Genomic DNA, 24435 nt, shown 5'->3' on the forward strand with positions numbered 1-24435 from the left:
GGCGCTGGGGTGGTCCTGAGTCCGGGCCGTTCGGCTAGGCCTGAGGAAGCGAGCGCCTGAGGCGCTGGTCGTGTCGTCGGCGCTTGACGGCGTCGACGATGCTCGGGGTGACGACCGAGGCGATCAGCAGCGTGCCGGTCACGATGATGAGCACCACGTCGGAGACGCGGCCGAGGCGCAATGCGTAGTTGATCGTGCCGATGAGCAGCACGCCGGCCACGACGCCGGGGATCGAGCCCTTGCCGCCGAAGATCGAGACGCCGCCGAGGAGCACCGCCGCGATCACCGCGAGTTCGAGGCCGCTGGCATTGTCGGAACGGGCGCTCGAGTAGCGCAGCGTCCAGTAGACGCCCGCGAGGGCGGAGACGCCGCCGGATGCCACGTAGAGCCAGAACTTCGAGCGCGCCACGTCGATGCCGACGAACCGGGCCGCCTCGGGGCTGAAGCCGAGCGCGTAGAGCCCACGCCCGAACGGCGTGAAGTGCAGCACGACCCCGAACGCGAGCACGACGAGCACCACGCCGATCATGACGGTCGGGATGCCGGTGGCGCCGAGCTTCGACGTGAAGAACGACGTGAGCTCGGGCGGGAAGTTCGCCACGGCGTTGTCGCCGATGACGACCAGCGCGAGCCCGCGGAACAGCGCGAGCGTGCCGATCGTCACCGCGAGGGAGGGCAGCCCGACGACCGCGACGAGGAAGCCGTTGAAGGCGCCGGCGACGATGCCGATCACGATGCCGAGGAACAGCACGAGGCCGATGTCGAGACCGGCCTGCCAGAGCACGCCGATGAGGGCGCTCGTGAGCCCGGCGATCGAGGCGACCGAGAGGTCGATCTCACCCGTGATGATGATGAGCGTCATCGGCATCGCGATGAGCAGCACCGGGATCACGTCGAGCAGCAGGAACCCGGTCGTCACGGGGGAGGCGAACCTCGGGATCGAGACCATGGCCACGACGATCGTCGCGAGGAGCGCGTAGATCATGATGGCGTCGCGCCCGAGCAGGATCCGGCTCCACCCGGTGCGCCCGCGCGGCTCGTCGCGCAGGGTCTTCGTGGTGTCGGCGCTGATGACCGAGGTCGCGGTCGATTCCCTGGTGTCGGTCTCAGACATCACGTGCCTCGCTCATTCGGAGTCGGCGGGCCGTGCGGAGGCTCGCGACGCGGTCGATGATGATCGCGGCGAGGATGAGCACGCCCACGATCGCCTGCTGCCAGAACTTGTCGACCCGCAGGGCCGTCAGCGCACTCGTGATGGTCGTCAGCAGGACCGCGCCGATCGCGGCGCCGACGACCGAGCCGCTGCCGCCGAAGATCGCGACCCCGCCGACGACGGCGGCGGCGACGACGTCGAGCTCGAGGCCGGTGCCGGTGGTCGCGCCGACCGAGTTGAACCGCGACGCGTAGAGCACGCCCGCGAGCCCGGCCAGCAGCCCGTTCACGGCGAAGGCGGTGAAGACCCGTCGTCCGACCGGGATGCCGAACAGCTTCGCCGCATCGGGGTCGGAGCCGATCGCGTAGAGGTCGCGGCCGCCGCGGGTGGCCGCCATCACGATCGCCACGATGACGACCACGACGAGGGCGAGGAGCGTGATGACCGGGAACCCGAGGAACGTGTCGACCGAGAGCGCACCGAACGCGTCGGGCCGGTCGTCGGCGAAGTACTGGGTGCCTCCGGCCCACGCGTTGTTCAGCCCGCGGTAGATGTAGAGGGTGCCGAGCGTGATCACCAGGGCCGGCACCTTCGCGAGGGTGACCAGCAGGCCGTTGACCGCACCGAGCACCGTGCCGAAGAGCAGGCCGATCACGAAGACCACCGGGATCGGGATGCCGGGCACGTTGGCGAACAGCGTTCCGGTGCCGAAGGCCACGAGGCCGAGGATCGAACCGACCGAGAGGTCGACGTTGCGCGTGATGATCACGATCGCCTGGCCGACGGCCAGGATGATCATGATCGTCGAGTTCAGCAGCAGGTCCTTGGTGCCCTGGGGCGACAGGAACAGCGGGTTCGCGGCGTACGTGACGACGACGAGCACGACCAGGGCGAAGGCGACGGGCAGTTCGCGCAGTCGCATCAGGTTCGCGAACCGGCTCTGCTTCCTCGCCGCGGTCGGCGGTGCCGCCGGCTGCGGCGACGGGCTGGGGGGTGCGGTCTGGGTCATGCGCTGTGCTCCAAGGAGGCGGTCGCCGCGTGCATCACGGCTTCGGGCGTGGCATCCGCTCGGTCGAGGTGTGCGGTGATGCGCCCCTCGTGCATCACCAGCACCCGATCGGCCATGCCGAGCACTTCGGGCAGTTCGGACGAGATCATGAGGATCGCGATGCCCCGGCCGGCGAGGTCGGAGAGCAGTCGGTGCACCTCGGACTTGGTGCCGACGTCGATGCCGCGGGTCGGCTCGTCGACGATGAGGAACTTCGGCTCGGTCGCGAGCCACTTGGCGAGCACGACCTTCTGCTGGTTGCCGCCGGAGAGCGTCGAGACCGCATAGTCGGGCGAGCCGGTCTTGACCTGGAGGCGCTTCGACCACTCGGCCGCCTCGCGTCGCTCCTGCGCGCCGTTGATGAGGCCGAAGCGGGCCAGCGAGTTGCGGAGCGTGAGCGAGACGTTGCGCGTGACCGACAGGTCCATGACGAGGCCCTGCTTGCGACGGTCTTCGGGCACGAAGCCCATGCCTGCGTCGATGGCGGCCTGCGGCGTGTGCGCCTTCACGGGCGAGCCGAGCAGCTCGACGGTGCCCCGGTCGTAGGCGTCGATGCCGAAGATCGCGCGTGCGACCTCGGTACGGCCCGCGCCGACGAGCCCGGCGAGTGCGACGATCTCTCCGGCCCGCACCTCGAGGTCGATGTCGGCGAACACGCCGATGCGGGTGAGCCCGCTCACCTTCAGCACGACGTCGCCGATCTCGGCGACCTCCTTGGGGAACAGCTGGTCGATGTCGCGGCCGACCATCTCGCGCACGATGTCGGGCGTCGTGACGCTCGCCGTCTCGTGCGTGGCGATGTACCGGCCGTCGCGCATGACGGTGATGCGGTCGGTGAGCGCGAAGATCTCGTCGAACCGGTGCGAGATGAACAAGATGCCGGCGCCGCGGTCGCGGAGGCTCCGCGCCACGGCGAACAGCCGGTCGACCTCGACGCCCGACAGTGCGGCGGTCGGCTCGTCCATGATGAGGATCTTCGCGTCGAGCGAGATGGCCTTGGCGATCTCGATGATCTGCTGGTCGGCGATCGACAGGCCCTCGGCGACGCGGTCGGGGTCGATCGGCACGCCGAGCTGCTCGAAGAGCCGCGTGGCGCGTGCACGCATCTCGCTTCGGCTGATGAGGCCGAGGCGACCGCGGGGCTGGCGGCCGATGAAGATGTTCTCGGCGACGGTGAGGTCGGGGAAGAGGGTCGGCTCCTGGTAGATCACCGAGATGCCGACGGCCTTGCTGTCGGCCACGGTGCGGAACGCGACCGCCTGGCCGTCGACCTCGAACTGGCCGGCGTCGGGGTGGTACAGGCCGGCGAGGATCTTCACCAGGGTCGACTTGCCCGCGCCGTTCTCGCCCACGAGGGCGTGGATCTCACCGGGGCGGATCTCGACGGTGCCGTCGGCCAGTGCGACGACGGGACCGAAGGTCTTGACCGCCCCGCGGAGCGAGAGCGCCGGCGGGGGCGAGTCCGTTCCGCGTGTCTCTTCGAGCATCGTTGCTTCGTCTCCTCGTCATTGAATCGATTCAGGGATGACGATAGAACCGTGGAGCCGAGCCGTCAAGACCTGCGGGATCATCGTTTCGGATTTAATCGATTAAATCAACTGTGACGTTTCAACGGTCTCCGAGATCCCCGGATTCGAGGGGATCATGCCAAACCTCGTCCGCTCGAACCGGTGGGATACCATCTCGTTCATCAGAACGTTTGAACGAAACGGGGTGGGTTCATGGGTCGCGGGCAGGGCATCGGGCTCGCCGAGGTCGCACGCGCCGCGGGCGTCTCGACGGCGACGGTCTCGAACGTGCTCAACCGGCCCGAGATCGTCTCCCCGCAGACGACCGCGCGCGTGCTCGACGCGATCCGCGAGCTCGATTTCGTGCCGAACCGAGCGGCCGCGACACTGCGCCGCGGCGTCAATCCGCTGATCGCCCTGTTCGTGCCAGAGGTCGCGAACCCGTTCTACTCCGAGATCGTGGGTGCCGTGGCCGACGAGGCCGCGGCGCACGACTTCACGATCGGATTGTGCGTCACCCACGACGACCCCGAGCGCGAGGTCGCCTTCGCGAACTCGCTCGCCGAGCAGCGGGCCGCCGCGGCGATCGTCGTGCCCATCACGGCCGATGCACCCCGCCTCTCGCAGCTCCGGCGCATCGGGGCGAGACTCGTGCTGCTCGACCGCATGGCGTCGAGCGCCGACGGGTGCTCGGTTGGCATCGACGACGTGCTCGGCGGGCGTCTCGCCGTGCGGCACCTGCTCGACTCGGGGGCGACCGAGGTGACCCTCGTCAACGGGCGGCATTCGATCCAGCAGTGCGCCGACCGGCATTCGGGCGCCGTGCAGGCCCTCGCCGAGCGCCGGTTCGGGGCCGAGGCGCTCACCGAGATCGTCGTCGACTCGATGTCCGTCGACGCCGGTCGCCGGGTCGGCCTCGAGATCGCCGGCTCCGCGGTTCCGCGGGCGATCTTCTGCGCCAACGACCAGCTGGCGGTCGGCGTCATCGCGGGTCTGCGCGACGGCGGCGTCGACGTGCCGGGCCAGGCGATCGTCGTCGGCTACGGCGACCAGTCGCTCGCGCTCGACGGCCCGGTGCCGTTGACATCGGTCGCGCAGCCGACGCACCATATGGGAGTCGAAGCGGTGCGGTGCGTGTTCGCCGAGATCCACGAGGGTGAGCGGCACGTCCACCGGGCGGTCCAGCTCAGCCCCGAACTCGTCGTGAGGGACTCGGCTCCCGCGACGGCCGAGCATCGCCCGCCGCGAGGGGGCCTCCCCGAACCGACGCGACAGGAGCGCGAATGACCGTCAGCGTGAAGGACGTCGCGGCCGCGGCATCCGTCTCCGTCGGAACCGTCTCGAACGTGCTCAACCGACCCGACATCGTCGCGCCGGCGACGGTGGAGCGCGTGCAGGCCGCGATCGAGCGGCTCGGGTTCGTGCGCAACGACGCCGCCCGGCAGCTGCGGGCCGGGCGCAGCCGCAGCATCGGGCTCGTCGTGCTCGACGTGCGCAACCCGTTCTTCACCGACATCGCGCGCGGCGCCGAAGATCGAGCGGCCGAAGACGGCATGACGATCCTCCTCGGCAACAGCGACGAGAACGCGTCGCGCGAGGGCGCCTACCTCGACCTCTTCGAGGAGCAGCGCGTGCACGGCGTGCTCATCTCGCCCCTGAGCGACGACCTGCCTCGGCTGGCGAGGCTGCGGGATCGGGGCACGCCCGTCGTGCTCGTCGACCGCGAGTCCGCCGATCGCGCCTTCTCGTCGGTCGCGGTCGACGACGTGGTCGGCGGCGAGCTCGCCGTGCGGCACCTCCTGTCGATCGGCCGTCGCCGCATCGCGTTCGTCGGCGGTCCCGCCGGGCTCCAGCAGGTGGCCGACCGACTCGAGGGCGCTCGCCGTGCGGTCGCGTCCGAGCCCGATGCCACGCTCGAGGTCATCGCGACCGACTCGCTCACGGTGCTGCAGGGGCGCGCGGCCGGCGAGATCGTGCGCGAGCGCGGCGCCGGCGAACGACCCGACGCCGTCTTCGCCGCGAACGACCTGCTCGCCATGGGCGTGCTCCAGGCGCTCACGATGCAGGGCGGGCTTCGAGTGCCCGGCGACATCGCGCTCATCGGCTACGACGACATCGACTTCGCCTCGGCCGCCGTCGTTCCGCTCTCGTCGATCCGCCAGCCGGCGACCCTCATCGGCCACACCGCGGTCGACCTGCTGCTCAAGGAGGCCGCGGCCGCGGCCTCGGATTCCGAGTCGTTCGAGCGCGAGCACGTGGTGTTCCAGCCCGAGCTCGTCGTGCGGGAGTCGACGCGCGCCTGACTCCGGTGCGGGGGCCGGTGCCGGGGCCGGGCGCCGCGCTGTCCGCGTGCCGGGCCGGCGCCCGCGTCACACGGGAGAGCGGCTGCCGTTCGCTGGCTAGGGTGGAAGTGCTGCGCGCGACAGGCACCACGTGGCATCCGTTCGACAGAAGGGGCGCGCGTTGCAGAACCGCACCGCCATTGAAGACGTCTACGCGGCGACGCTGCTGCGCAACCCCGGCGAGGTGGAGTTCCACCAGGCCGTGCGCGAGGTCTTCGACTCGCTCGGGCGCGTGCTCGACAAGCACCCGCAGTACGTGCAGGCCTCGATCCTCGAGCGCATCTGCGAGCCCGAGCGGCAGATCATCTTCCGGGTGCCGTGGGTCGACGACCGCGGCCGCGTGCAGATCAACCGCGGCTTCCGCGTGCAGTTCAACTCGGCCCTCGGCCCGTACAAGGGCGGCCTGCGGTTCCACCCGAGCGTGCTGCTCGGGACCGTGAAGTTCCTCGGGTTCGAGCAGGTCTTCAAGAACGCGCTCACGGGCATGCCGATCGGCGGCGGCAAGGGCGGCAGCGACTTCGACCCCAAGGGCCGCTCCGACGGCGAGATCATGCGGTTCTGCCAGTCGTTCATGACCGAGGCCTCGCGGCACATCGGCGAGTACACGGATGTCCCGGCCGGCGACATCGGCGTCGGTGCACGCGAGATCGGCTACCTGTTCGGCCAGTACAAGCGCATCACGAACCGCTACGAGTCGGGCGTGCTCACGGGCAAGGGCGTCACGTGGGGCGGATCGCTCGTGCGCACCGAGGCGACCGGCTACGGCGCGGTGTTCTTCACCGAGCACATGCTCGCGACGCGCGGCCGGTCGTTCGACGGCGCCCGGGTGCTCGTGTCGGGCTCGGGCAACGTGGCCGTCTACGCGATCGAGAAGGTGCACGCGCTCGGCGGCGTGGTCATCGGCGCGTCCGACTCCTCCGGCGCGATCCACGACCCCGACGGCATCGACCTCGACCTGCTCCGCGACCTCAAGGAGCGCCGCCGCGAACGCATCTCGGTCTACGCCGACGAGCGCGGCGGGCGGGCGCGGTTCCTGCCCGGGGCATCCGTCTGGGACATCGAGAGCGACGAGCGCATCGACGTCGCGCTGCCCTGCGCCACGCAGAACGAACTGACCGAGGCCCACGCCGCGAAGCTGGTCGCCGCGGGGGTCGTCGCGGTCGCCGAGGGCGCGAATATGCCCACGACGCCCGGTGCGATCCGCGTGCTGCGCGAGGCCGGCGTGCTCTTCGCGCCCGGCAAGGCGGCCAACGCCGGCGGCGTCGCGACCTCGGCCCTCGAGATGCAGCAGAACGCCTCGCGCGACTCGTGGGGCTTCGAGCACACCGAGGAGCGCCTGGCCGAGATCATGGCCGGCATCCACGAGCGCACGGCCGCGACCGCCGACGAGTACGGCGTTCCCGGCGACTACGTGGTCGGCGCGAACATCGCCGGGTTCACGCGCGTGGCCGACGCGATGCTCGCGCTCGGCGTCATCTGACGCGTCGGCGGCGACGGCCGTCCGGCGGACGCGACGCTCGGCCGGCCTTGATCCGTCGATGTTCGCCCTTCGTCACCGGGGCGGGGGCGAAGATCGACGGATCACGTGGGCATGCCGTGACGGACGAGGGCCGGTCCGCGTTCGCACGGCAGCGGACGGATGCCGCGGGCGGCCGTCAGCGGCGTGATCGCGAGTCTGCGGTGTCGGGCGTCCGGTCTGCCGCCTCTGCGCGGTCGGCGACCTCGGCTGCGTTCTGCCCAGCTGCCCAGGACGCCCGCCCGGAGTTCTCGGACGCCCGCCCCGCGGCATCCGTCCGGCTGACCGGGAGCTTCGGCAGGGGGATGGGCGAGGTCATCGCGACCTCGTCGGAGAAGTCCTCGGGGCCGGCCTCCACGACGGCCACCGCGCCGGTCGGCAGTGCGACGCGGTCGCCGTCGGCGATGGCGTCGGTGGCCGCGGCCCAGGCCACGCCGAAACGCCAGGGCCGCTGCGGCACGCGCGTGATGCGCAGCCCGCGCGCGACGACGAGCCACCCGACGCCGATGCCGAGCGACACGAACGACGCGAGAGCGCCGGCGCCGAGCGCCCAACGGGGGCCCGCGGCATCCGCGACCCACCCGACGATGGGCGCGCCCACGAGGGTCGAGCCCATGAGCACGGCGGTGTAGAGCGCCATGACCCGGCCGCGCACCGAGGCGTCGGTCGTGGTCTGCACGTATCCGTTGGCGGTGGTGAGGAGGGTGACCGTGCAGAAGCCGATGAACACGGTCGAGGCGGCGAACGTCGCGTAGGTCGGCATGAGCGAGGCGACGACCATCGCGACGCCGAGCGCGCCGACGCTGATGACGACGACCCGCAGCCGCGCCCGAGAACGGCGGGCGGCGAGCAGGGCGGCGGTGAGCGACCCGATCGCGAGGATCGACGAGAGGATGCCGTACTCGCCCGCGCCCTCGCCGAACATGACCGCCATGGTCGACGAGAAGATCGGGAAGTTCATGGCGAACGCGCCGACGAGGAACACGATCGTCATGACCACGACGAGGTCGGAACGCCCGGCGACGTACCGGAACCCCTGCACGAGCGCGTTGCCCTCGCGGGGTCGGCGCGGGTGCCGGATCAGCTCGCGCTCGCGCATGGCGAGCAGGGCCCCGATGAGGGCGAGGAACGTCACCCCGTTGATGAGGAACACCCAGCCGGAGCCCACGAGCACGATGAGCCCGCCCGCCACGGCCGGGCCGATGAGGCGTGCGACGTTGAAGGAGGCCGCGTTCAGGGCGACCGCGTTCGAGGCGTTCGGGCCGCTCACGAGGTCGGAGACGAAGGTCTGGCGCGCGGGTGCGTCGAAGGCCGACGTGATGCCGAACGCGAGCGCGAAGGCGTAGAGGTGCCAGAGCTCGGCGTGCCCTGCGAGCAGCAGCAGGCCGAGGCCGAACGCGAGCAGCATGAGCACGGTCTGCGTGACCAGGAGCACCTTGCGGCGGTCGAACCGGTCGATGACGGCGCCGGTGATCGGCACGAGCAGCAACTGCGGGCCGAACTGCAGCGCCATGGTGGTGCCGACCGCGGCGGCGTTGTTGTCGGTCATCTCGGTGAGCACGACCCAGTCCTGGGTGGTGGACTGCATCCACCCGCCCACGTTCGAGACGATCGCGCCGATGAACCACAACCGGTAGTTGCGGCCCGCGAGCGATCGGAACATCGCGCTCACCTGGTGGCGATCCGATCCATGATCTCGGATGCCGCGATGAGCGTCGTGCGTTCCGCCTCGGTGAGTTCGTGCATGCGCTCGGCGAGCCAGGCGTTGCGCTTGTGCAGGGTCGCGGCGACGATCTCGCGGCCGGAGTCGGTGGCCGTGATGTTCGTCTTGCGGCGGTCGACGGCGTCGGGCGTGCGCACGACGTGCCCTTCGGTCTCGAGGCAGTCGACCGTGCGGTTCATCGAGGGTGCGCTGATGCGCTCGGCCTCGGCGAGTTCGGAGAGGGTCATCGACCCGTGCTTCGACAGGTGCATGAGCACGGTCATCTGACTGTCGGTGACGCGGTCGTCGGACTTCTGCGCGCGCAGGCGGCGTGAGAGGCGCACGGCCGCGAGTCGCACCTGCGAGGCGGCCTGGTCCTGGACGTCGGTCATAGATGGTTAGCATAGCTCATTAGCGTTGCTAAAGAAATGCAGAGCCGGGACGGATGCCGCGGGCGCGACGCACGATGGAAACAGCCCCGAAACGGCGGGTTGGAATGCTCTCGTCATGGCGACACTCTTCGACGGATATGCCACCGCGGGCACGAACCGGGCCGGGCGAAGGCGGCGCGCCGGGCGCCCGTGGGATGAGATGTTCCCCGACGGCGAGGCCGGCGCGCGCGAGCCGTACCGAGAGCTCTACCGGGCGCTCGCCCGCATGTCGCAGGACGAACTGCGCGGCCGCACCGACGCGCTCGCGAGCTCGTACCTCGCGCAGGGCGTGACGTTCGACTTCGCGGGCGAGGAGCGCCCGTTCCCCCTCGACGCCGTGCCGCGCGTGATCGCCGCGTCCGACTGGGAGCGCGCAGAGACTGGCGTCGCCCAGCGCGTGCGGGCGCTCGAGGCCTTCCTCGCCGACGTGTACGGGCCGCAACGGGCCGTCGCCGACGGCGTGATCCCTGCAGCCCTCATCAGTTCGTCGACGCACTACCACCGCCAGGCCGCGGGCATCGTGAGCGCGAACGGGGTGCGCATCCACGTGGCGGGCATCGACCTGATCCGCGACGAGCTCGGCGACTGGCGGGTGCTCGAAGACAACGTGCGCGTGCCGAGCGGAGTGAGCTACGTCATCTCCAACCGACGCGTGATGGCGCAGACCCTGCCCGAGCTGTTCACCTCCATGCGCGTGCGGCCGGTGGGGGAGTACCCGAACCGGCTGCTGCAGGCCCTTCGGGCGAGCGCGCCCGAGGGCATCGAGGACCCGACGGTCGTCGTGCTCACGCCCGGCGTGCACAACTCGGCGTACTACGAGCACACGCTGCTCGCCCGGCTCATGGGGGTCGAGCTCGTCGAGGGTCGCGACCTGTTCAGCTCGGGCGGCCGCATCTGGATGCACACGACCGCCGGCCCGACCCGCGTCGACGTCATCTACCGCCGCGTCGACGACGAGTTCCTCGACCCGCAGCAGTTCCGGCCCGACTCGGTGCTCGGCGCGCCCGGGCTCATGCTCGCGGCGCGCCTCGGCCATGTCACCATCGCGAACGCCGTGGGCAACGGCGTCGCCGACGACAAGCTCGTCTACACCTACGTGCCCGACCTCATCCGCTACTACCTGGGTGAGGAGCCCGTGCTCCCGAACGTCGACACCTGGCGCCTCGAGGAGCCCGAGGCGCTCGCCGAGGTGCTCGACCGGCTCGACGAGCTCGTCGTGAAACCCGTCGACGGGTCGGGCGGCAAGGGCCTCGTCATCGGTCCGGATGCCTCGAAGGGCGAACTCGACGAGCTGCGCATGCGACTGCTCGCCGACCCGCGCGGCTGGATCGCGCAGCCCGTCGTGCAGCTCTCGACGATCCCGACGCTCGTCGAGGACGGCCTGCGCCCCCGTCACGCCGACCTCCGCCCCTTCGCCGTCAACGACGGCGACGAGGTGTGGGTGCTGCCCGGCGGCCTCACCCGCGTGGCCCTGCCCGAGGGCCGGCTCGTCGTGAACTCCAGCCAGGGCGGCGGCTCGAAGGACACCTGGGTGCTCGAGACGCGCGTGGCCCCGCTGGTCGACACCGGCGGGTTCCCGGTGATGCCTGGGCTCGCCGACACGACGCACCGCTCGGTCGGGGCGCTCGTGGCCGACCAGGCCTCGCCGAACACGCCTGCCGCGACCGGGCTGCACGGCACCCACGCCGTCGTCGGCGAGACCCGAACCGGCTCGGGCGAGACGCGCACGGCGTCGCCCGTGACCGCATCCCCGCAGGACGCGGACGCCCCGGTGCGCCAGCAGCAACAGCAGCAGCAACAGCAGCAGCGGATGCCGCGGCATCCGCTCGTCGAAGGCAGGGAGGGCACATCATGCTGAGCCGCATCGCCGAGTCGCTGTTCTGGATCGGCCGCTACATCGAACGCAGCGACGGCACCGCGCGCATCCTCGACGTGCACCTCCAGCTGCTGCTCGAGGATCCGTGGATCGACGAGGACACCGCGTGCCGATCCCTGCTGAGCGTCATGGGCAGCGAGGTCGAGTCCGACGATCGGCTCGGTCGCGACGACGTGATCGCCCTGCTCGCGGTGGACCGCAAGCATCCGGCGTCGATCGCGCACTCGGTCGCCGCGGCGCGCGAGAACGCGAGACGGGCGCGCGAGATCGTCTCGACCGAGCTGTGGGAGGCGCTGAACCACACGAACGCGCGCATGCCGCACCGGGTCGCGAGCGACAAGACGCACGAGTTCTTCCGCTGGGTGCGCGACCGCTCGGCGCTCGCGATCGGCGTCGTCGACTCGGCGACCAGCCGCGACGAGGCCTGGCACTTCTTCGCCCTCGGGCGGGCGATCGAACGCGCCGACATGACGGCGCGACTGCTCGCGACCCGATCGCTCACCGAGGCGAGCGGCCCGAGCTGGACCACGATCCTCCGCAGCTGCGGCGGCTACGAGGCGTACCTGCGCAGCTACCGTGGCGTGCCCTCGACCGAGTCGGCGGCGGAGTTCCTGCTGCTCGACCGCCTGTTCCCGCGGTCGATCATCTCGAGCGTGATCCGCGCAGAGGAGTCGCTCCGCGAGATCGACCCCAGGGCGGGCCGCGTCGGCGTGACTGACCAGGCCAGGCGCCTGCTCGGCCAGATCAGGTCGGAGCTCGAGTACCGGCCGATCGCCGACATCCTCGTCGACCTCACCGGGCACATGGAGCAGTTGCAGGCCGTCACGTCGGCCACGAGCGAGGCGATCAGGGCGCGCTACTTCCCGACGAGCGTGGTTCCGGTCTGGATCGGGGAGGTCTCATGAGCCGCATGCGCATCGTGCACCGCACGGGCTTCACCTACGCGGAGCCGGCGACGGCCTCGTACAACGAGGCGCGCATGCTGCCGCACTCCGACGGGCACCAGTTCGTGCTGCAGTCGGGCCTCGACATCCGCCCTGGCGCGAGCCAGCACGCGTACCTCGACTACTGGGGCACGCGCGTGTCGACCTTCGAGGTGCTGACCCCGCACCAGGAGCTCTCCGTCACCGCGACGAGCCTCGTCGAGGTGCACGCCGCGCCCGCGCCGCGCAGCGAGCTCGGCTGGGACGAGCTCGCGGTCGCGGCCGCGTCGACCGTGACGCTCGTCGAGTCGAGCGGGCTCTCGCGGCAGACCGACCCGCCCGAGGAGGTGCGGGCGCTCGCCGCGGAGATCCGCGCCGAGGGCGGCGGCGTCGGCGAGACCGCGCTCGAGATCTGCCGGGCCGTCGGCTCGTCGATGGAGTACATGCGCGGGGTCACCGGCGTGCACTCGACCGCCGCCGAGGCCTGGGCCGAGCGCAAGGGCGTCTGCCAGGACATCACGCACGTCGCGCTCGGCGCGCTGCGCTCGGTCGGCATTCCCGCGCGCTACGTGTCGGGCTACCTGCACCCCGACCCCGAGGCATCCGTCGGCCAGACCGTCGTGGGCGAGTCGCACGCCTGGGTGGAATGGTACGCGGGGGAGTGGCGCGGCTACGACCCGACCAACCTCGTCGAGGTCGGCGACCGCCACGTGCTCGTCGGCCGCGGACGGGACTACGGCGACGTGCCGCCCCTGCGCGGGGTCTACGCGGGCCCCGGCGCGTCGGAGCTGTTCGTCTCGGTCGAGATCACGCGCGTGGCGTGACGCACGACGGGGCCCGCGCGACTCGGTCGCACGGGCCCCGTCGGTCTCACGGTCGGCTCACTCGCAGGTGAACCGCGCGTCCCCCCAGACGCCGTGAGCGCCGTTGATGCTTCCGGGCGCCTGCACGATCAGGTCGACGTACTGCACGCCGGTGAGATCGACCTCCACCTGCTCGGGCGCGAACCCGGGCGTGAACGTGCGCGACTGGTAGCGGTTCACGCCGTCGACGTCGACCTGGAAGATCACGTTGCCGGCGAAGCCCGCCTCCAACCCGACCGCCGAGGTGAAGGCGCTGCACGCCCCGCCCACGTAGTAGGTGATCTTCGAGGCGGCGTGCACGCCGAGGCCCTTGGCGTACGTCGGCTGCTCGCCCGTCGCGGGATCGGTGTAGTTCACCGCGAGCGGCACGTCGGGCGAGTCCGCGGCATCCTTGTTCGCCACGTCCTTGCCGATGACGCCCCACCCGTTCGTGGCGCTCTGCCACGGCACGTCGGAGGCCCACGCGGTGCCGCTCGGGGTCGCGGGCATGGGCTGGTCGACGACCTTCCAGTCGAAGATGCGCATCCGCGACTCGGTCGGCAGCACCACGTACTCGAGCTCCTTCGCCGGGTTCAGCCGAACGAGGTTCGAGTACACCTGGTACTTGCCCGTCGGGTACTCGTACACCGCGGGGTTCGTCGCGCTGTTGCGCCCGAGCGACGTGATCGCGACGCTCGAACCGCCGAGCCCCGAGGCCTGCAGCAGCCAGTTCGGGAAGTAGACGCCCTGCTTCGCGACCGTGCCGTCGGTGTAGTGCAGCTCGAGCTCGGGGCTCACTCCGCCGCCCGTGGCGGCGGAGGCGAGCACGGCGAGGTGCGTGCCCTGACCCGAGAGCGCGACGGTCTGGCCGGCCGGCGAGACCGAGTCGGCGGCACCGTCCGGGGCCGGCCACGTGTACCCGATCGCGGCGTCTCCCGTGCCGACGGTCACCGTCGACCCGGGCGTGACGCCGGCCCTGGCGAGCGCCTCGGCCGAGAAGCTCGCGCCGCCGCCGTCGAAGTCGCCGGCCTTCGCCGTCGAGAGCTCGGTGACCGAGTCCGCGTTGTACGCACCGGCGAGCGACCCGTACGCCACGTAGAGCTGGTTCGCCCCCGACACGGTGTTCGCCGTGCCCTTGGAGGTGTACGACGCCTCGACGGCGACCGTCTGCAGGTCGGCCGCTGCGGCATCCGTGATCTCGAAGACGAACTCGGCCTTCGCGGTGCCGCCCTGCTTCACGGTGCCGGGCTCGCCGCCGTTCGACGAGACGAGGGTCCAGCCCTCGGGGGCGACGGGCGTCAGCACGACCGCGTCCTTGGCCTTGCCGCCGGTGTTCGCGAAGGTGGCCGTCACCGTGGTCTGCTCGCCCTGGAACACGCGCTCCGCGAGGTCGACGGCGACGGATGCCGCGGCGACCTCCGCGTCCTGGCCGCCCACGCCGCTCGTGTCGGTGAGCGTGAGGCGGACCGAGTCGTCGGCGTCGACCGCGCCGGTCGAGATCACGACGACCCCGCCCGCCCGATCGGCGAGGTAGGTCCAACCGGGCGCGGCGTCGAGCGCGACGACGTCGTCGACGCGGGGCAGGGCGCGGTTGCCGAGCTTGACCTGCTTCGGCGCCGAGCCGGTGTGCGCCTCGACGCGATAGGGTCGCGCCTCGGCCATGCCCGCGTAGTCGCCGTCGCGCTCGCCGATCTCGATGCGCACCGTGCCCTTCTTGCCGGCCTTCGGCGCGTCGACCGAGAACGCCTGCGTGCTCGAGTCTCCGTCGGCGTAGGCCCGGGTCACCTTGTCGTCCTCGTACAGCGCGAAGCCGCTGTCGCCCTGCGGGTAGACCGAGAGCGTGATGGGCGAGTCCTCGGGCACGAGCGACGCGTTGCGGGCGACGACGCCCTGCGGCACCACGGCCCCTGCGCGCACGAAGATCGGCAGCCGGTCGAGCGGCGCCGGGTGCCCGTTGAGCACCTGTCCGCCCTCGTGCACGCGACCCGTCCAGTAGTCGACCCACTGATCGCCCGCGGGCAGGTAGATGCCGTTGCGAACGGTGGTCTTCGTGAAGACGGGGGCCACGAGGTAGTCGCCGCCGAGGAGGAACTCGTTGTTGGCCTCGACGCTGTACGCGCCGGGGTCGTGGGGGTACTCGAGCGCCACCGAGCGCATCATCGGCAGGCCGCTGCGGTGCGATTCGGCCGCGAGCGAGTAGATGTACGGCATGAGCTGCTGGCGCAGCTGCAGGTACGAGCGGTTGATCGCGGTCGCCTCGTCGCCGTAGAGCCACGGGCGCTTGTCGGTCGACGCCCACCCGCTCATCGAGTAGAGCGCAGGGGCGAACGCCTTCCACTGCAGGTCGCGCACGTAGCTCTCGGCCGACCCGCCGAAGATGCCGTCGACATCGCCCGTCGTGAACGGCAGGCCGGAGTTGCCCGCGCCCGTGAGCGCCGAGACCTGCCAGCGCACGGCGTCGAGGTTGCCGCTGTGGTCGCCCGTCCACTGCATGCCGCAGCGCTGCGAGCCTGCCCATCCCTCGACCATGAGCGAGGTGCCGCGGGCGTCGGAGTACTGCTCGATGCCCGCGTGCGCGGCCTCGCAGCCGGTCAGCGCGAGTCGGTAGCCCGACCCGACCCAGGCCACGTCGAGCTTGCGCAGGCGGATGCCCGCGTCGCCGACCTCCGACTCCTGCTCGGTCAGCGATCGCTGGGTCCAGAGTCCCGTCTTCAGGCCGGTCTCGGCGGCGATGGCGTCGACGGTCTGCGGCAGGTCCTGGTACTCGCAGCCGTAGCCGTCGTTCACGAGCATCCAGCCCGCCGGCATGTCGTTCTCGACGAAGTCCTTCGCGATCTCGAGCGCCTGCGGCGTCTTCAGCTTCGCCGGGTCGCGCGAGCCGGAGTAGGTGGGGCTCGACCGGTTGTAGCAGTCGGCGTCGCCGTACTCGAGGGCGTACACCGGCGGCATCATCGGGCGGCCCGTGAGCTTGGTGTACGAGTCGAGCGCGTGGGCGTAGTCGCCCACGAAGTAGTAGGCGTCGAAGCGCTGCTCGGCGTGGGTCGTCGTGTGCGCCGCGAAGTCGTAGCTGCCGGCGGCGAAGGTGTTCCGCAGCACGCCGTAGCCGTTCGAGGACATGTAGTACGGCACCGCGTTGGGGTATCCGTCGTCGTCCCAGTCGAAGTTCTTGGCCACGTTGATGGTCGCGCCCGTGTGGATCGAGCGGCCGTTCTGCATGCCGCCTCCGAGGAACTGCTCGCCCTCGACGCCCGCGAGGTGCTGGGTGGTCGAGCGGTCGCCGAAGCTCAGCGGTGCGGACTCCGACCAGACGACGTCGCCGCCGTCGCGCTTGAGCGTGGTGCTGCCGCTGGCGGGATCGACCTCGAGCTTCACCTTCGAGGTGGAGATGGTGATGGGCTTGCCCCGGCGCTCGCTCACCTTGACCGAGGCATGCGTGAAGTCGTCGGTGCCGACCACGATGTCCGCGGTGCGTGCGGGGTCGCCTTCCGGCGTGTTCGCGGGGTCGGTGAACTCGCCGGTCGGCGAGGCCTCGAGCCGCAGGGTCTCGGCGTCGAGGAACGTGACCCGGTAGGCGCCGCGCTCGGCCTCGAGCGTGACCGTCGATCCGTCGCGTTCGACGCCGGTGATGGCGCCCAGGGTCTTGCCGGCGTCGTCCACGGGGACTTCGGGACTCACCGGCTTCGGCGTGATCGGCGTGGGCGCGCTCGCCGCGGCCGAGGCCGGTTGGGCGGTGCCGATCGTGAAGGTGATCGCGCTGAGGCCGGTGATCGCGACGAGGGTCGCGAGGCCCAGTGCGGTGGTGCGCCGGGCTCTGCCGACGGCGGGTGTTCGAGACTGCTGCATCGTTGCTCGCATTCTTCAGATTGATAGTTTGTGACGTTTAGAGCGGCCAAACGCTCAAATCAGATCACTTTAAGATCACCCCCGTCAAGGGGACACGCACGATCGACGCGAAGGTCGCACCTGTCGAGCGGATGCCGCGCCTGCCATGATGTGCGCATGCCGACGTTCACCGATGCGCACGGGGTCCACATCCACTACCAGGCGTGGCGGGTGCCCGAGCCGACCGCGGTGGTGCAGCTCGCGCACGGCGTCGGCGAGCACATCGGACGCTACGGCGAACTCGTCGCCGCGCTGAACGAGGCGGGCTACTCCGTGTGGGCCGACGATCATCGCGGCCACGGCCAGACCGGCTTCGAGCAGCACGGCGGCGACCTCGACCGCATCGGCCGCCTCGGGCCTGGCGGCCTGCGCGCCACGATCGATGCCGTGCACCAGTTCACGGGCGTGATCCGCGAGACCGAGGGTGCCGACGTGCCGCTCGTGCTGCTCGGTCACTCGTGGGGCTCGCTGATGGCGCAGATCATCGTCAACCGGCATCCGCGGGACTACGACGCCGTCGTGCTCACGGGCACCGCGTACCGCACGCTGTTCGACATGAACGGCGGCGACCTGAACGCCCGCCACAAGCACCTCGGGCCGACGCCGGTGGAGTGGCTGAGCCGCGACCCTGCGGTGGCGCCCGCGTTCATGGCCGACCCCTACACGACCGAGGTGCCGCTGCGGAAGCTGTTCGGCACGCTCGACGCCATGCGCCTGCTCGGCCGGCCCGCGAAGCACCTGCCGCCCGAGCTGCCGCTGCTCATCATGGTCGGCTCCGACGACACGCTCGGCGGCGAGCAGAGCGCCGTGAAGCTCGCCAAGGCGTACACGCGTCGCTCGGGCCTGGTCGACGTGACCCTCGTGGTCTACGACGACGCCCGCCACGAGGTCTTCAACGAGACGAACCGCGAAGAGGTGCGCAGCGACCTCATCACCTGGCTCGACGAGCGCTTCGCGGTCGACTGACCGGCTACATCTTCGCGTGCCAGGGCGGCACGTCGTAGCCGAGCAGGCGGATGCGCGGGTGGTGCGATGCGTCGGACTCCGTCGCCCACGGGTAGACGATCGTCGTGACGTGGCAGTTGCCGAGCACGGGCAGCAGGTCGCGGTAGCCGTCGGGATCCATGCCGGCCAGCTCGCAGAACAGCAGCCGGATCAGCGTCGCGTGCGCCACGATGAGCACGCGCCCGTCGGGGAACTCCTCGACGAGCTCGTCGAACACCGGAATGGCCCTGGCGATGCCGGCGCGACCGGTCTCGCCGCCCGGGAACGGGTTGCTCGCCGGGGCCCGGCAGAAGGCCGCCCACTCGTCGGGGAACCGCTCCACGAGCTCGTCGGGAGTGAGGCCCTCGGCGTCGCCGAAGTCGATCTCGACGAGCCGGTCGTCGACGCGCAGCGGCAGGCCCGTGGTCTCGACCGAGGGCGCCGCCGAACGTCGCGCGCGGCTCAGCGGCGAGGCCACGATCGCGTCGAGCTCGGCGTCGACCGCCCAGGCGCCGAGCGCGGCCGCCTGACCGAGTCCGTGGCGCGTGAGCGCGACATCCGAGTTGCCGGCGTACCGATGGTCGGCGTGCCAGACGGTCTCGCCGTGCCGTGCCAGGAAGAACGTCGTCATCGCAGCCCCCTCAGGTCCACGATTCGATCGTAGGCTGTCCCTCATGCACGGTGAGTACAAGGTTCCCGGTGGCAAGCTCGTGGTCGTCGACTTCGACGTCGTCGACGGGGTCATCCGCTCGCCCAGGGTCGCAGGCGACTTCTTCCTCGAGCCCGACGAGGCGCTCGCCGACATCGACGGGGCGCTCGACGGGCTCGCCGCGGCGGCCGATGCCAAGACCATCGCGGCCGCCGTCGCCGCGGCGCTCCGACCCGACGCGGTGCTGCTCGGCTTCTCGCCCGAGGCCGTCGCGGTCGCGGTGCGGCGTGCGCTGACGGATGCCACGAGCTGGTCGAACTACGAGTGGGAGGTCGTGCACGACCCGGCCGTGTCGCCGCGCGTGCACCTCGCGCTCGACGAGGTGCTCGCCACGCGCGTGGGCGACGGTCGTCGCAAGCCGACCCTGCGCTTCTGGGAGTGGGACGAGTCGGCCGTCGTGATCGGCAGCTTCCAGTCGGTGAAGAACGAGGTCGACCCCGAGGGCGCCGAGCGCAACGGCTTCGACGTCGTGCGCCGCATCTCGGGCGGCGGCGCGATGATGATGGAGCGCGGCAACGTCGTCACCTACTCGCTGTACGTGCCGGCCGAACTCGTGCAGGGCATGAGCTTCGCCGACTCCTACGCGTTCCTCGACGACTGGGTGCTGCAGGGCCTGCGCGGCCTCGGCATCGAGGCGACGTACCAGCCGCTGAACGACATCGCCTCGCCCCTGGGCAAGATCGGCGGGGCCGCGCAGAAGCGCCTCGGATCCGGCGGCGTGCTGCACCACGTGACCATGGCGTACGACCTCGACAACGAGAAGATGCTCGAGGTGCTGCGCATCGGCCGCGAGAAGATCAGCGACAAGGGCATCGCCTCTGCGGCCAAGCGCGTCGACCCGCTGCGTTCGCAGACCGGGCTCAGCCGCGCGGCGATCATCGAGGCGCTCATCCAGACCTTCGTGTCGCTGCACGGCGCGACCCGTGGCACGGTCGCTCCCGACGAGCTCGCCGAGGCCGAGGCGCTCGCCGAGTCGAAGTTCGCGAGCGAGGAGTGGCTCTACCGCGTGCCGTGACCGCCCGAAGCCGCAGCGGCAGTCGCAGCGGCAGCGGTGTCGTCGCAGCGGCTGCGCGAGGCATCCGCTCGGCTCGAAGCCCGTGTGAGGAACGCTCATCCGGCGCAGGTACAATCGCCGGATGGAGTGGTGGATCTGGCTCGGCCTCGGTGTGCTCATCGTCGCCGCGCTGACCCTTTCGGTGCGCCGGGGGTGGGTCGACCTCTCCGACAAGACCCGCAAGGGCAAGCCGAGCGGCAGTGCCGTCATGATGATCGGCGACGAGGTCTTCGCCCCGCGCAAGTACGAGGCGCAGATCGAGCAGGAGCGCCAGGCGCGGCTCCCCACGCCCGCACCGCTCGCGGGCGACCCCGACAAGGGCATCTCGTACGCTGCGGCCGACGCTGAAGCCGGTGCTCCCAATCGCTTCAAGGGCAGCATCCGTCTCGACGTCGAGCGCTGACCGACCCGGTCACTGCCAGACTGGAGCGCGTGACCCACGACGAGCCCGACCGCATCATCCACGCGGACAACCTCGCCGTGCTCCCCACGCTCCCCGACGGGCGCTTCACGCTCATCTACCTCGATCCGCCGTTCAACACGGGGCGCGCACAGACCCGTCGGGCGACCAGCCACATCAGGGTCGAGGCGACGGATGACGCGACGCCACCGCCCGGCTCCAAGGGCGCGGCCGGAACCATCACCGGATTCGCGGGCCGCCGCTACGAACGCATCAGGGGCGACCTGCTGCGCTACGACGACCGCTTCGACGACTACTGGGGGTTCCTCGAGCCGCGCCTCGTCGAGGCATGGCGGCTGCTCGCCGACGACGGCACCCTGTACCTGCACCTCGACTATCGCGAGGCGCACTACGCGAAGGTGCTGCTCGATGCGCTGTTCGGGCGCGAGTGCTTCCTCAACGAGCTGATCTGGGCCTACGACTACGGCGCGAAGGCCAAGCGCAAGTGGCCGACCAAGCACGACACGATCCTCGTGTACGTGAAGAACCCGGCGGCGTACTGGTTCGACTCGACGACGGTCGACCGCGAGCCGTACATGGCGCCCGGGCTCGTGACGCCCGAGAAGGCGGAGCTCGGCAAGCTGCCGACGGATGTCTGGTGGCACACGATCGTGTCGCCGACCGGCCGTGAGAAGACCGGGTATCCGACGCAGAAGCCCGAGGGCATCCTGCGGCGCATCGTGCAGGCGTCGACCCGCGAGGGCGACTGGGTGCTCGACTTCTTCGCCGGATCGGGCACGACCGGTGCCGTGGCCGCGACCCTCGGCCGACGGTTCGTGCTCGTCGACGAGAACCCCGAGGCGATCGCCGTCATGCGCGCGAGGTTCGCGAGCATCGAGGGCGTCGAGTTCGAGGGCGTCGAGCCGGGCTGAGCCGGTTACCCATGGGCGCGCCGCCCTTCTCGTAACCCCCTCAGCGGGAGTAGCGTCGGGCGGGTGACGGCCTCAGCACCGAACGACTCGAATGCGGCGAACGCGCCGGGCGGCGCATCCGCCCCGCTCATGACGCACCGGCAGATCCTGCTGGTGATCTTCGGACTGATGTCCGCCATGTTCCTCTCGGCGCTCGACCAGACGATCGTCGGCACGTCGATGCGCACGATCGCCGACGACCTCGGCGGCCTCGACCTGCAGGCGTGGGTGACGACCGCGTACCTCATCACCGCGACCATCACGACGCCGATCTACGGCAAGCTGAGCGACCTGTTCGGCCGACGCCCGCTGTTCCTGTTCGCGATCGGCATCTTCCTGCTCGGCTCGCTGCTCTCGGGCATGTCGCAGACGATGTACCAGTTGGCGGCCTTCCGCGCCCTGCAGGGCATCGGCGCCGGCGGGCTCATGGCGCTGCCGCTCGCGATCATGGGCGACATCCTCGCGCCGCGCGAACGCGCGAAGTACCAGGGATACTTCCTCGCGGTGTTCGGCATCTCGAGCGTCATCGGGCCGCTCATCGGCGGCCTGCTCTCGGGCACCGAGGAGATCCTCTTCGTCGCAGGGTGGCGGTGGGTGTTCCTCGTGAACATCCCGGTCGGCATCGTCGCGCTGTTCATGGTCGTGCGCTTCCTGCACGTGCCGCGGTTCCGCACGGCCGAGAAGGTGCGCATCGACTGGTGGGGCGCGACGTTCGTGGTCGTCGCGCTCGTGCCGCTGCTCATCGTGGCCGAGCAGGGCACCGAATGGGGCTGGGATTCCGCGTGGGCGATCGGCTGCTACGTCGTCGGCGCGATCGGCATCGTCGCGTTCATCCTGACCGAGATCCGGATGAAGCAGGACGCCCTCCTGCCCATGAAGCTGTTCCGCATCCCGACGTTCTCGGTGATCGCGGGGCTCGGCCTGCTCGTCGGCTTCGCCATGTTCGGCGCGATGATGACGATCCCGCTCTACTTGCAGCTCGTGCAGGGCGCGACGCCGGCCGAGAGCGGCCTGCTCATGCTGCCGATGATCCTCGGGCTGATGGTCTCGTCGATCGGGAGTGGCCAGATCATCGCGCGCACGGGCCGGTACCGCATATTCCCGATCCTCGGTACGGCGTTCCTCGCGCTCGGGTACCTGTGGCTCACAAACCTCACCGCTGATCAGGGCATCTGGTTCATCATGACCGGCATGGCGATCATCGGCCTCGGCCTCGGTCAGCTCATGCAGACCCTCACGATCGCGAGCCAGAACGCCGTCACCGCTCGGGACATGGGGGTTGCGACGAGCGCCTCGACGTTCTTCCGCCAGATCGGCGGCACGCTCGGTACGGCGGTGTTCTTCTCGCTGCTGTTCTCGCGGCTCGCCGAGACGCTCACTGCGGCGTTCAGCGATCCGGACATCATCGGGCCGCTCACCGAGGCGGCGCAGGACCCGGCCGTGCAGGCCGATCCGGCGAACGCTGACATCCTGGCGTTGCTGAGCACGCAGGACCCGGCGCAGATCGGCGATGCGCTCGACACCGACAGCTCGTTCCTCGTCGGCGCCGACCCGCGGCTGGCCGAGCCGTTCCTCGTGGGCTTCAACGACGCGACGGTCTCGGTGTACTGGCTGGGGTTCGTCATCTCGGTGCTGGCGTTCGTCGTCGCGTGGTTCGTGCCCGCGCTGCCGCTGAGGCAGGTCTCCGCCATGCAGGAGGAGGCCGACGCGAACGCCGTCGACCTCGCAGCGGCCGCCGAGCTCGTGGCTCAGGGGCTCGACGAGGCCGAGACGCTCACCGATGCGGACGTCGCCGAGCAGCAACCCGCCCACGCGAAGTCTGACGGGCGGACGACGGATGCCGCGCACCGTCGCCGTGTGGTCGCCGGCGTCGTGCCGGGAGACGACGAGCCCGAGATCGACGAGGTCGCGCACCATGCGGCGCGGCTCTCGGGAGCGCTGCTCGAACCCACCACGGGATCGCTGCACGCGATCGACGACGACGAGCCGCCGAGCGGCCCTCGGCACTGACCGTGCGCGACGTGCCGCGTGCGATGCGCTAGGCCGAGGCGCGGCGCACGAGGTGCGTCGGCATGATGCTGCGGCGCGGGACGTCTTCGCCGGCGAGGTGGCGCAGCAGCAGGTCGGCCATCTCGAAGCCCATCTGCTCGGAGGGCTGGTGCACGGTCGTGAGGGGGATCGCCGACGACGTGGCCGCGGGGCTGTCGTCGAATCCGACGACCGCGACGTCGCCGGGCACCGACCGGCCGCGCTCGCGCAGCACCGAGAGCGCGCCGGTGGCCATGATGTCGCTCGCGACGAAGATGCCGTCGAGGTCGGGAACGCGGTCGAGCAGGCGGCGGGTGGCTGCGACGGCGCCTGCCGCCGTGAAGTCCGCCGTCTCGACGGCGTCGTCGGGCAGGGAGGCCGCGCCCATGGCGCGGCGGTAGCCGTCGAGCCGGTCGACGCTCGCGGGCATGTCGAGGGGCCCGGTGACCGTGCCGATGCGGTGGCGCCCGACGTCGATGAGGTGCTGGGTGCCGATGGCCCCGCCCTCGACGTTGTCGACGTCGACGAAGAAGTGGTCGCCCGGCTGCGACGGACGGCCGCCGTAGACGAGCGGCAGCATCATGCCGGCCTCGTGCTGCAGGTCGTCGCCCTCGTGGTGCGAGACGACGAGCGCGCCGTCGACGACGCCGGAACGCAGGTAGCGCGCGGTCTTGTGGCCCGGGTCGGTGGAGGCGACGAGCAGGTTGAGCAGGTAGTCGCTCTCTTCGAGCCGGCGGGTGATGCCCTGCACGATCGCCGCGAAGTAGGGGTCGCCGAAGAAGAACGCGGTGTCTTCGGGCACGATCAGCGCGATCGCGCCAGAGGTGCGGCTCGCCAGCGATCTGGCGGCCCGGTTCGGCACGTAGTTCAGCTTGGCGATCGCGGCGTTCACCGCGGTCACCACGTCGGGGCGCACCTTGGGCGAGCCGTTCACGACGCGGCTCACGGTCGCGCGCGACACGTTCGCCTCGCGAGCGACCTCTTCGAGGGTCGGTGCGGTCGGTCGTGTCTTGATGTCGTCACCCCCCTGCATTCGGTCAGTCTATGTGCGCGTCGACGGCTCCAC

The 24435-nt window shown here is 70.8% G+C and carries 19 protein-coding genes; 11 read left to right on the plus strand and 8 right to left on the minus strand.

The features are described 5' to 3' along the window. Positions 1–34: 34 nt before the first annotated feature. The 3 genes from BM342_RS02305 to BM342_RS02315 are packed head-to-tail and all read right to left on the minus strand — an operon-like array spanning position 35 to position 3688. Complete coding sequence (locus BM342_RS02305) at positions 35–1114, minus strand: ABC transporter permease (RefSeq protein ID WP_092963911.1); 1080 nt, start codon at positions 1112–1114, stop codon at positions 35–37. After that, entirely contained in the window at positions 1107–2162 is a 1056-nt protein-coding gene (locus BM342_RS02310) for an ABC transporter permease (RefSeq protein WP_092963912.1), read from the minus strand. Before BM342_RS02310 ends, BM342_RS02305 begins: the two co-directional genes overlap by 8 nt. Next, positions 2159–3688, minus strand: coding sequence for a sugar ABC transporter ATP-binding protein (locus BM342_RS02315; protein ID WP_092963913.1), 1530 nt, complete (start codon positions 3686–3688; stop codon positions 2159–2161). The genes BM342_RS02310 and BM342_RS02315 overlap by 4 nt, the downstream gene beginning before the upstream one ends. 234 nt (positions 3689–3922) lie before the next feature. Here BM342_RS02315 and BM342_RS02320 point away from each other — a divergent pair, with 234 nt between their 5' ends. From BM342_RS02320 to gdhA, 3 genes are all read left to right on the plus strand, one after another. Further along, entirely contained in the window at positions 3923–4996 is a 1074-nt protein-coding gene (locus BM342_RS02320; RefSeq protein WP_092963914.1) for a LacI family DNA-binding transcriptional regulator, read from the plus strand. Continuing rightward, entirely contained in the window at positions 4993–6012 is a 1020-nt protein-coding gene (locus tag BM342_RS02325) for a LacI family DNA-binding transcriptional regulator (RefSeq protein WP_092963915.1), read from the plus strand. The genes BM342_RS02320 and BM342_RS02325 overlap by 4 nt, the downstream gene beginning before the upstream one ends. A 160-nt stretch (positions 6013–6172) precedes the next feature. Next, positions 6173–7531 (plus strand): NADP-specific glutamate dehydrogenase, encoded by a 1359-nt coding sequence (gene gdhA / locus BM342_RS02330; RefSeq protein WP_092966395.1) that lies wholly within the window; start codon positions 6173–6175, stop codon positions 7529–7531. Between the two features lie 175 nt (positions 7532–7706). Here gdhA and BM342_RS02335 read toward each other — a convergent pair whose 3' ends face one another. Continuing rightward, positions 7707–9230, minus strand: a complete 1524-nt coding sequence (locus BM342_RS02335; protein WP_092963916.1) for an MFS transporter — start codon at positions 9228–9230, stop codon at positions 7707–7709. A gap of 5 nt (positions 9231–9235) precedes the next feature. After that, entirely contained in the window at positions 9236–9661 is a 426-nt protein-coding gene (locus tag BM342_RS02340) for a MarR family winged helix-turn-helix transcriptional regulator (protein WP_092963917.1), read from the minus strand. Between the two features lie 115 nt (positions 9662–9776). Between BM342_RS02340 and BM342_RS02345 the strand changes: the two genes are divergently transcribed. The 3 genes from BM342_RS02345 to BM342_RS02355 are packed head-to-tail and all read left to right on the plus strand — an operon-like array spanning position 9777 to position 13323. Further along, positions 9777–11558, plus strand: a complete 1782-nt coding sequence (locus BM342_RS02345; protein WP_092963918.1) for a circularly permuted type 2 ATP-grasp protein — start codon at positions 9777–9779, stop codon at positions 11556–11558. Beyond that, entirely contained in the window at positions 11552–12481 is a 930-nt protein-coding gene (locus BM342_RS02350; protein WP_092963919.1) for an alpha-E domain-containing protein, read from the plus strand. The genes BM342_RS02345 and BM342_RS02350 overlap by 7 nt, the downstream gene beginning before the upstream one ends. Beyond that, the gene (locus BM342_RS02355) at positions 12478–13323 is read left to right on the plus strand and encodes a transglutaminase family protein (protein WP_092963920.1); all 846 of its coding nucleotides are present in this window, start codon (positions 12478–12480) and stop codon (positions 13321–13323) included. Before BM342_RS02350 ends, BM342_RS02355 begins: the two co-directional genes overlap by 4 nt. A 57-nt stretch (positions 13324–13380) precedes the next feature. Here the strand turns inward: BM342_RS02355 and BM342_RS02360 are convergent, their stop codons facing one another. Next, positions 13381–17184: an NPCBM/NEW2 domain-containing protein gene (locus BM342_RS02360; RefSeq protein ID WP_255368465.1), complete on the minus strand. Its 3804-nt coding sequence runs from the start codon at positions 17182–17184 to the stop codon at positions 13381–13383. A 156-nt stretch (positions 17185–17340) separates the two neighbouring features. Between BM342_RS02360 and BM342_RS02365 the strand changes: the two genes are divergently transcribed. Further along, entirely contained in the window at positions 17341–18189 is an 849-nt protein-coding gene (locus BM342_RS02365; protein WP_092963922.1) for an alpha/beta fold hydrolase, read from the plus strand. 4 nt (positions 18190–18193) lie between these two features. On the opposite strand, the gene BM342_RS02370 is transcribed toward BM342_RS02365, so the two are convergent. Then, positions 18194–18838 (minus strand): histidine phosphatase family protein, encoded by a 645-nt coding sequence (locus BM342_RS02370; RefSeq protein ID WP_092963923.1) that lies wholly within the window; start codon positions 18836–18838, stop codon positions 18194–18196. 43 nt (positions 18839–18881) lie between these two features. Here BM342_RS02370 and BM342_RS02375 point away from each other — a divergent pair, with 43 nt between their 5' ends. From BM342_RS02375 to BM342_RS02390, 4 genes are all read left to right on the plus strand, one after another. Then, positions 18882–19931, plus strand: a complete 1050-nt coding sequence (locus tag BM342_RS02375) for a lipoate--protein ligase family protein (RefSeq protein WP_092963924.1) — start codon at positions 18882–18884, stop codon at positions 19929–19931. A gap of 121 nt (positions 19932–20052) precedes the next feature. Beyond that, positions 20053–20373, plus strand: coding sequence for a hypothetical protein (locus BM342_RS02380; protein WP_092963925.1), 321 nt, complete (start codon positions 20053–20055; stop codon positions 20371–20373). A gap of 29 nt (positions 20374–20402) precedes the next feature. Then, positions 20403–21302, plus strand: coding sequence for a DNA-methyltransferase (locus BM342_RS02385; RefSeq protein ID WP_255368466.1), 900 nt, complete (start codon positions 20403–20405; stop codon positions 21300–21302). A gap of 129 nt (positions 21303–21431) precedes the next feature. Further along, entirely contained in the window at positions 21432–23351 is a 1920-nt protein-coding gene (locus tag BM342_RS02390) for an MDR family MFS transporter (RefSeq protein ID WP_092966397.1), read from the plus strand. Positions 23352–23379: 28 nt separating this feature from the next. Here the strand turns inward: BM342_RS02390 and BM342_RS02395 are convergent, their stop codons facing one another. Then, complete coding sequence (locus BM342_RS02395) at positions 23380–24402, minus strand: LacI family DNA-binding transcriptional regulator (protein WP_092963927.1); 1023 nt, start codon at positions 24400–24402, stop codon at positions 23380–23382. Positions 24403–24435 lie beyond the last annotated feature (33 nt).

Source organism: Agromyces sp. CF514, assembly GCF_900113185.1.
Lineage (GTDB): Bacteria > Actinomycetota > Actinomycetes > Actinomycetales > Microbacteriaceae > Agromyces.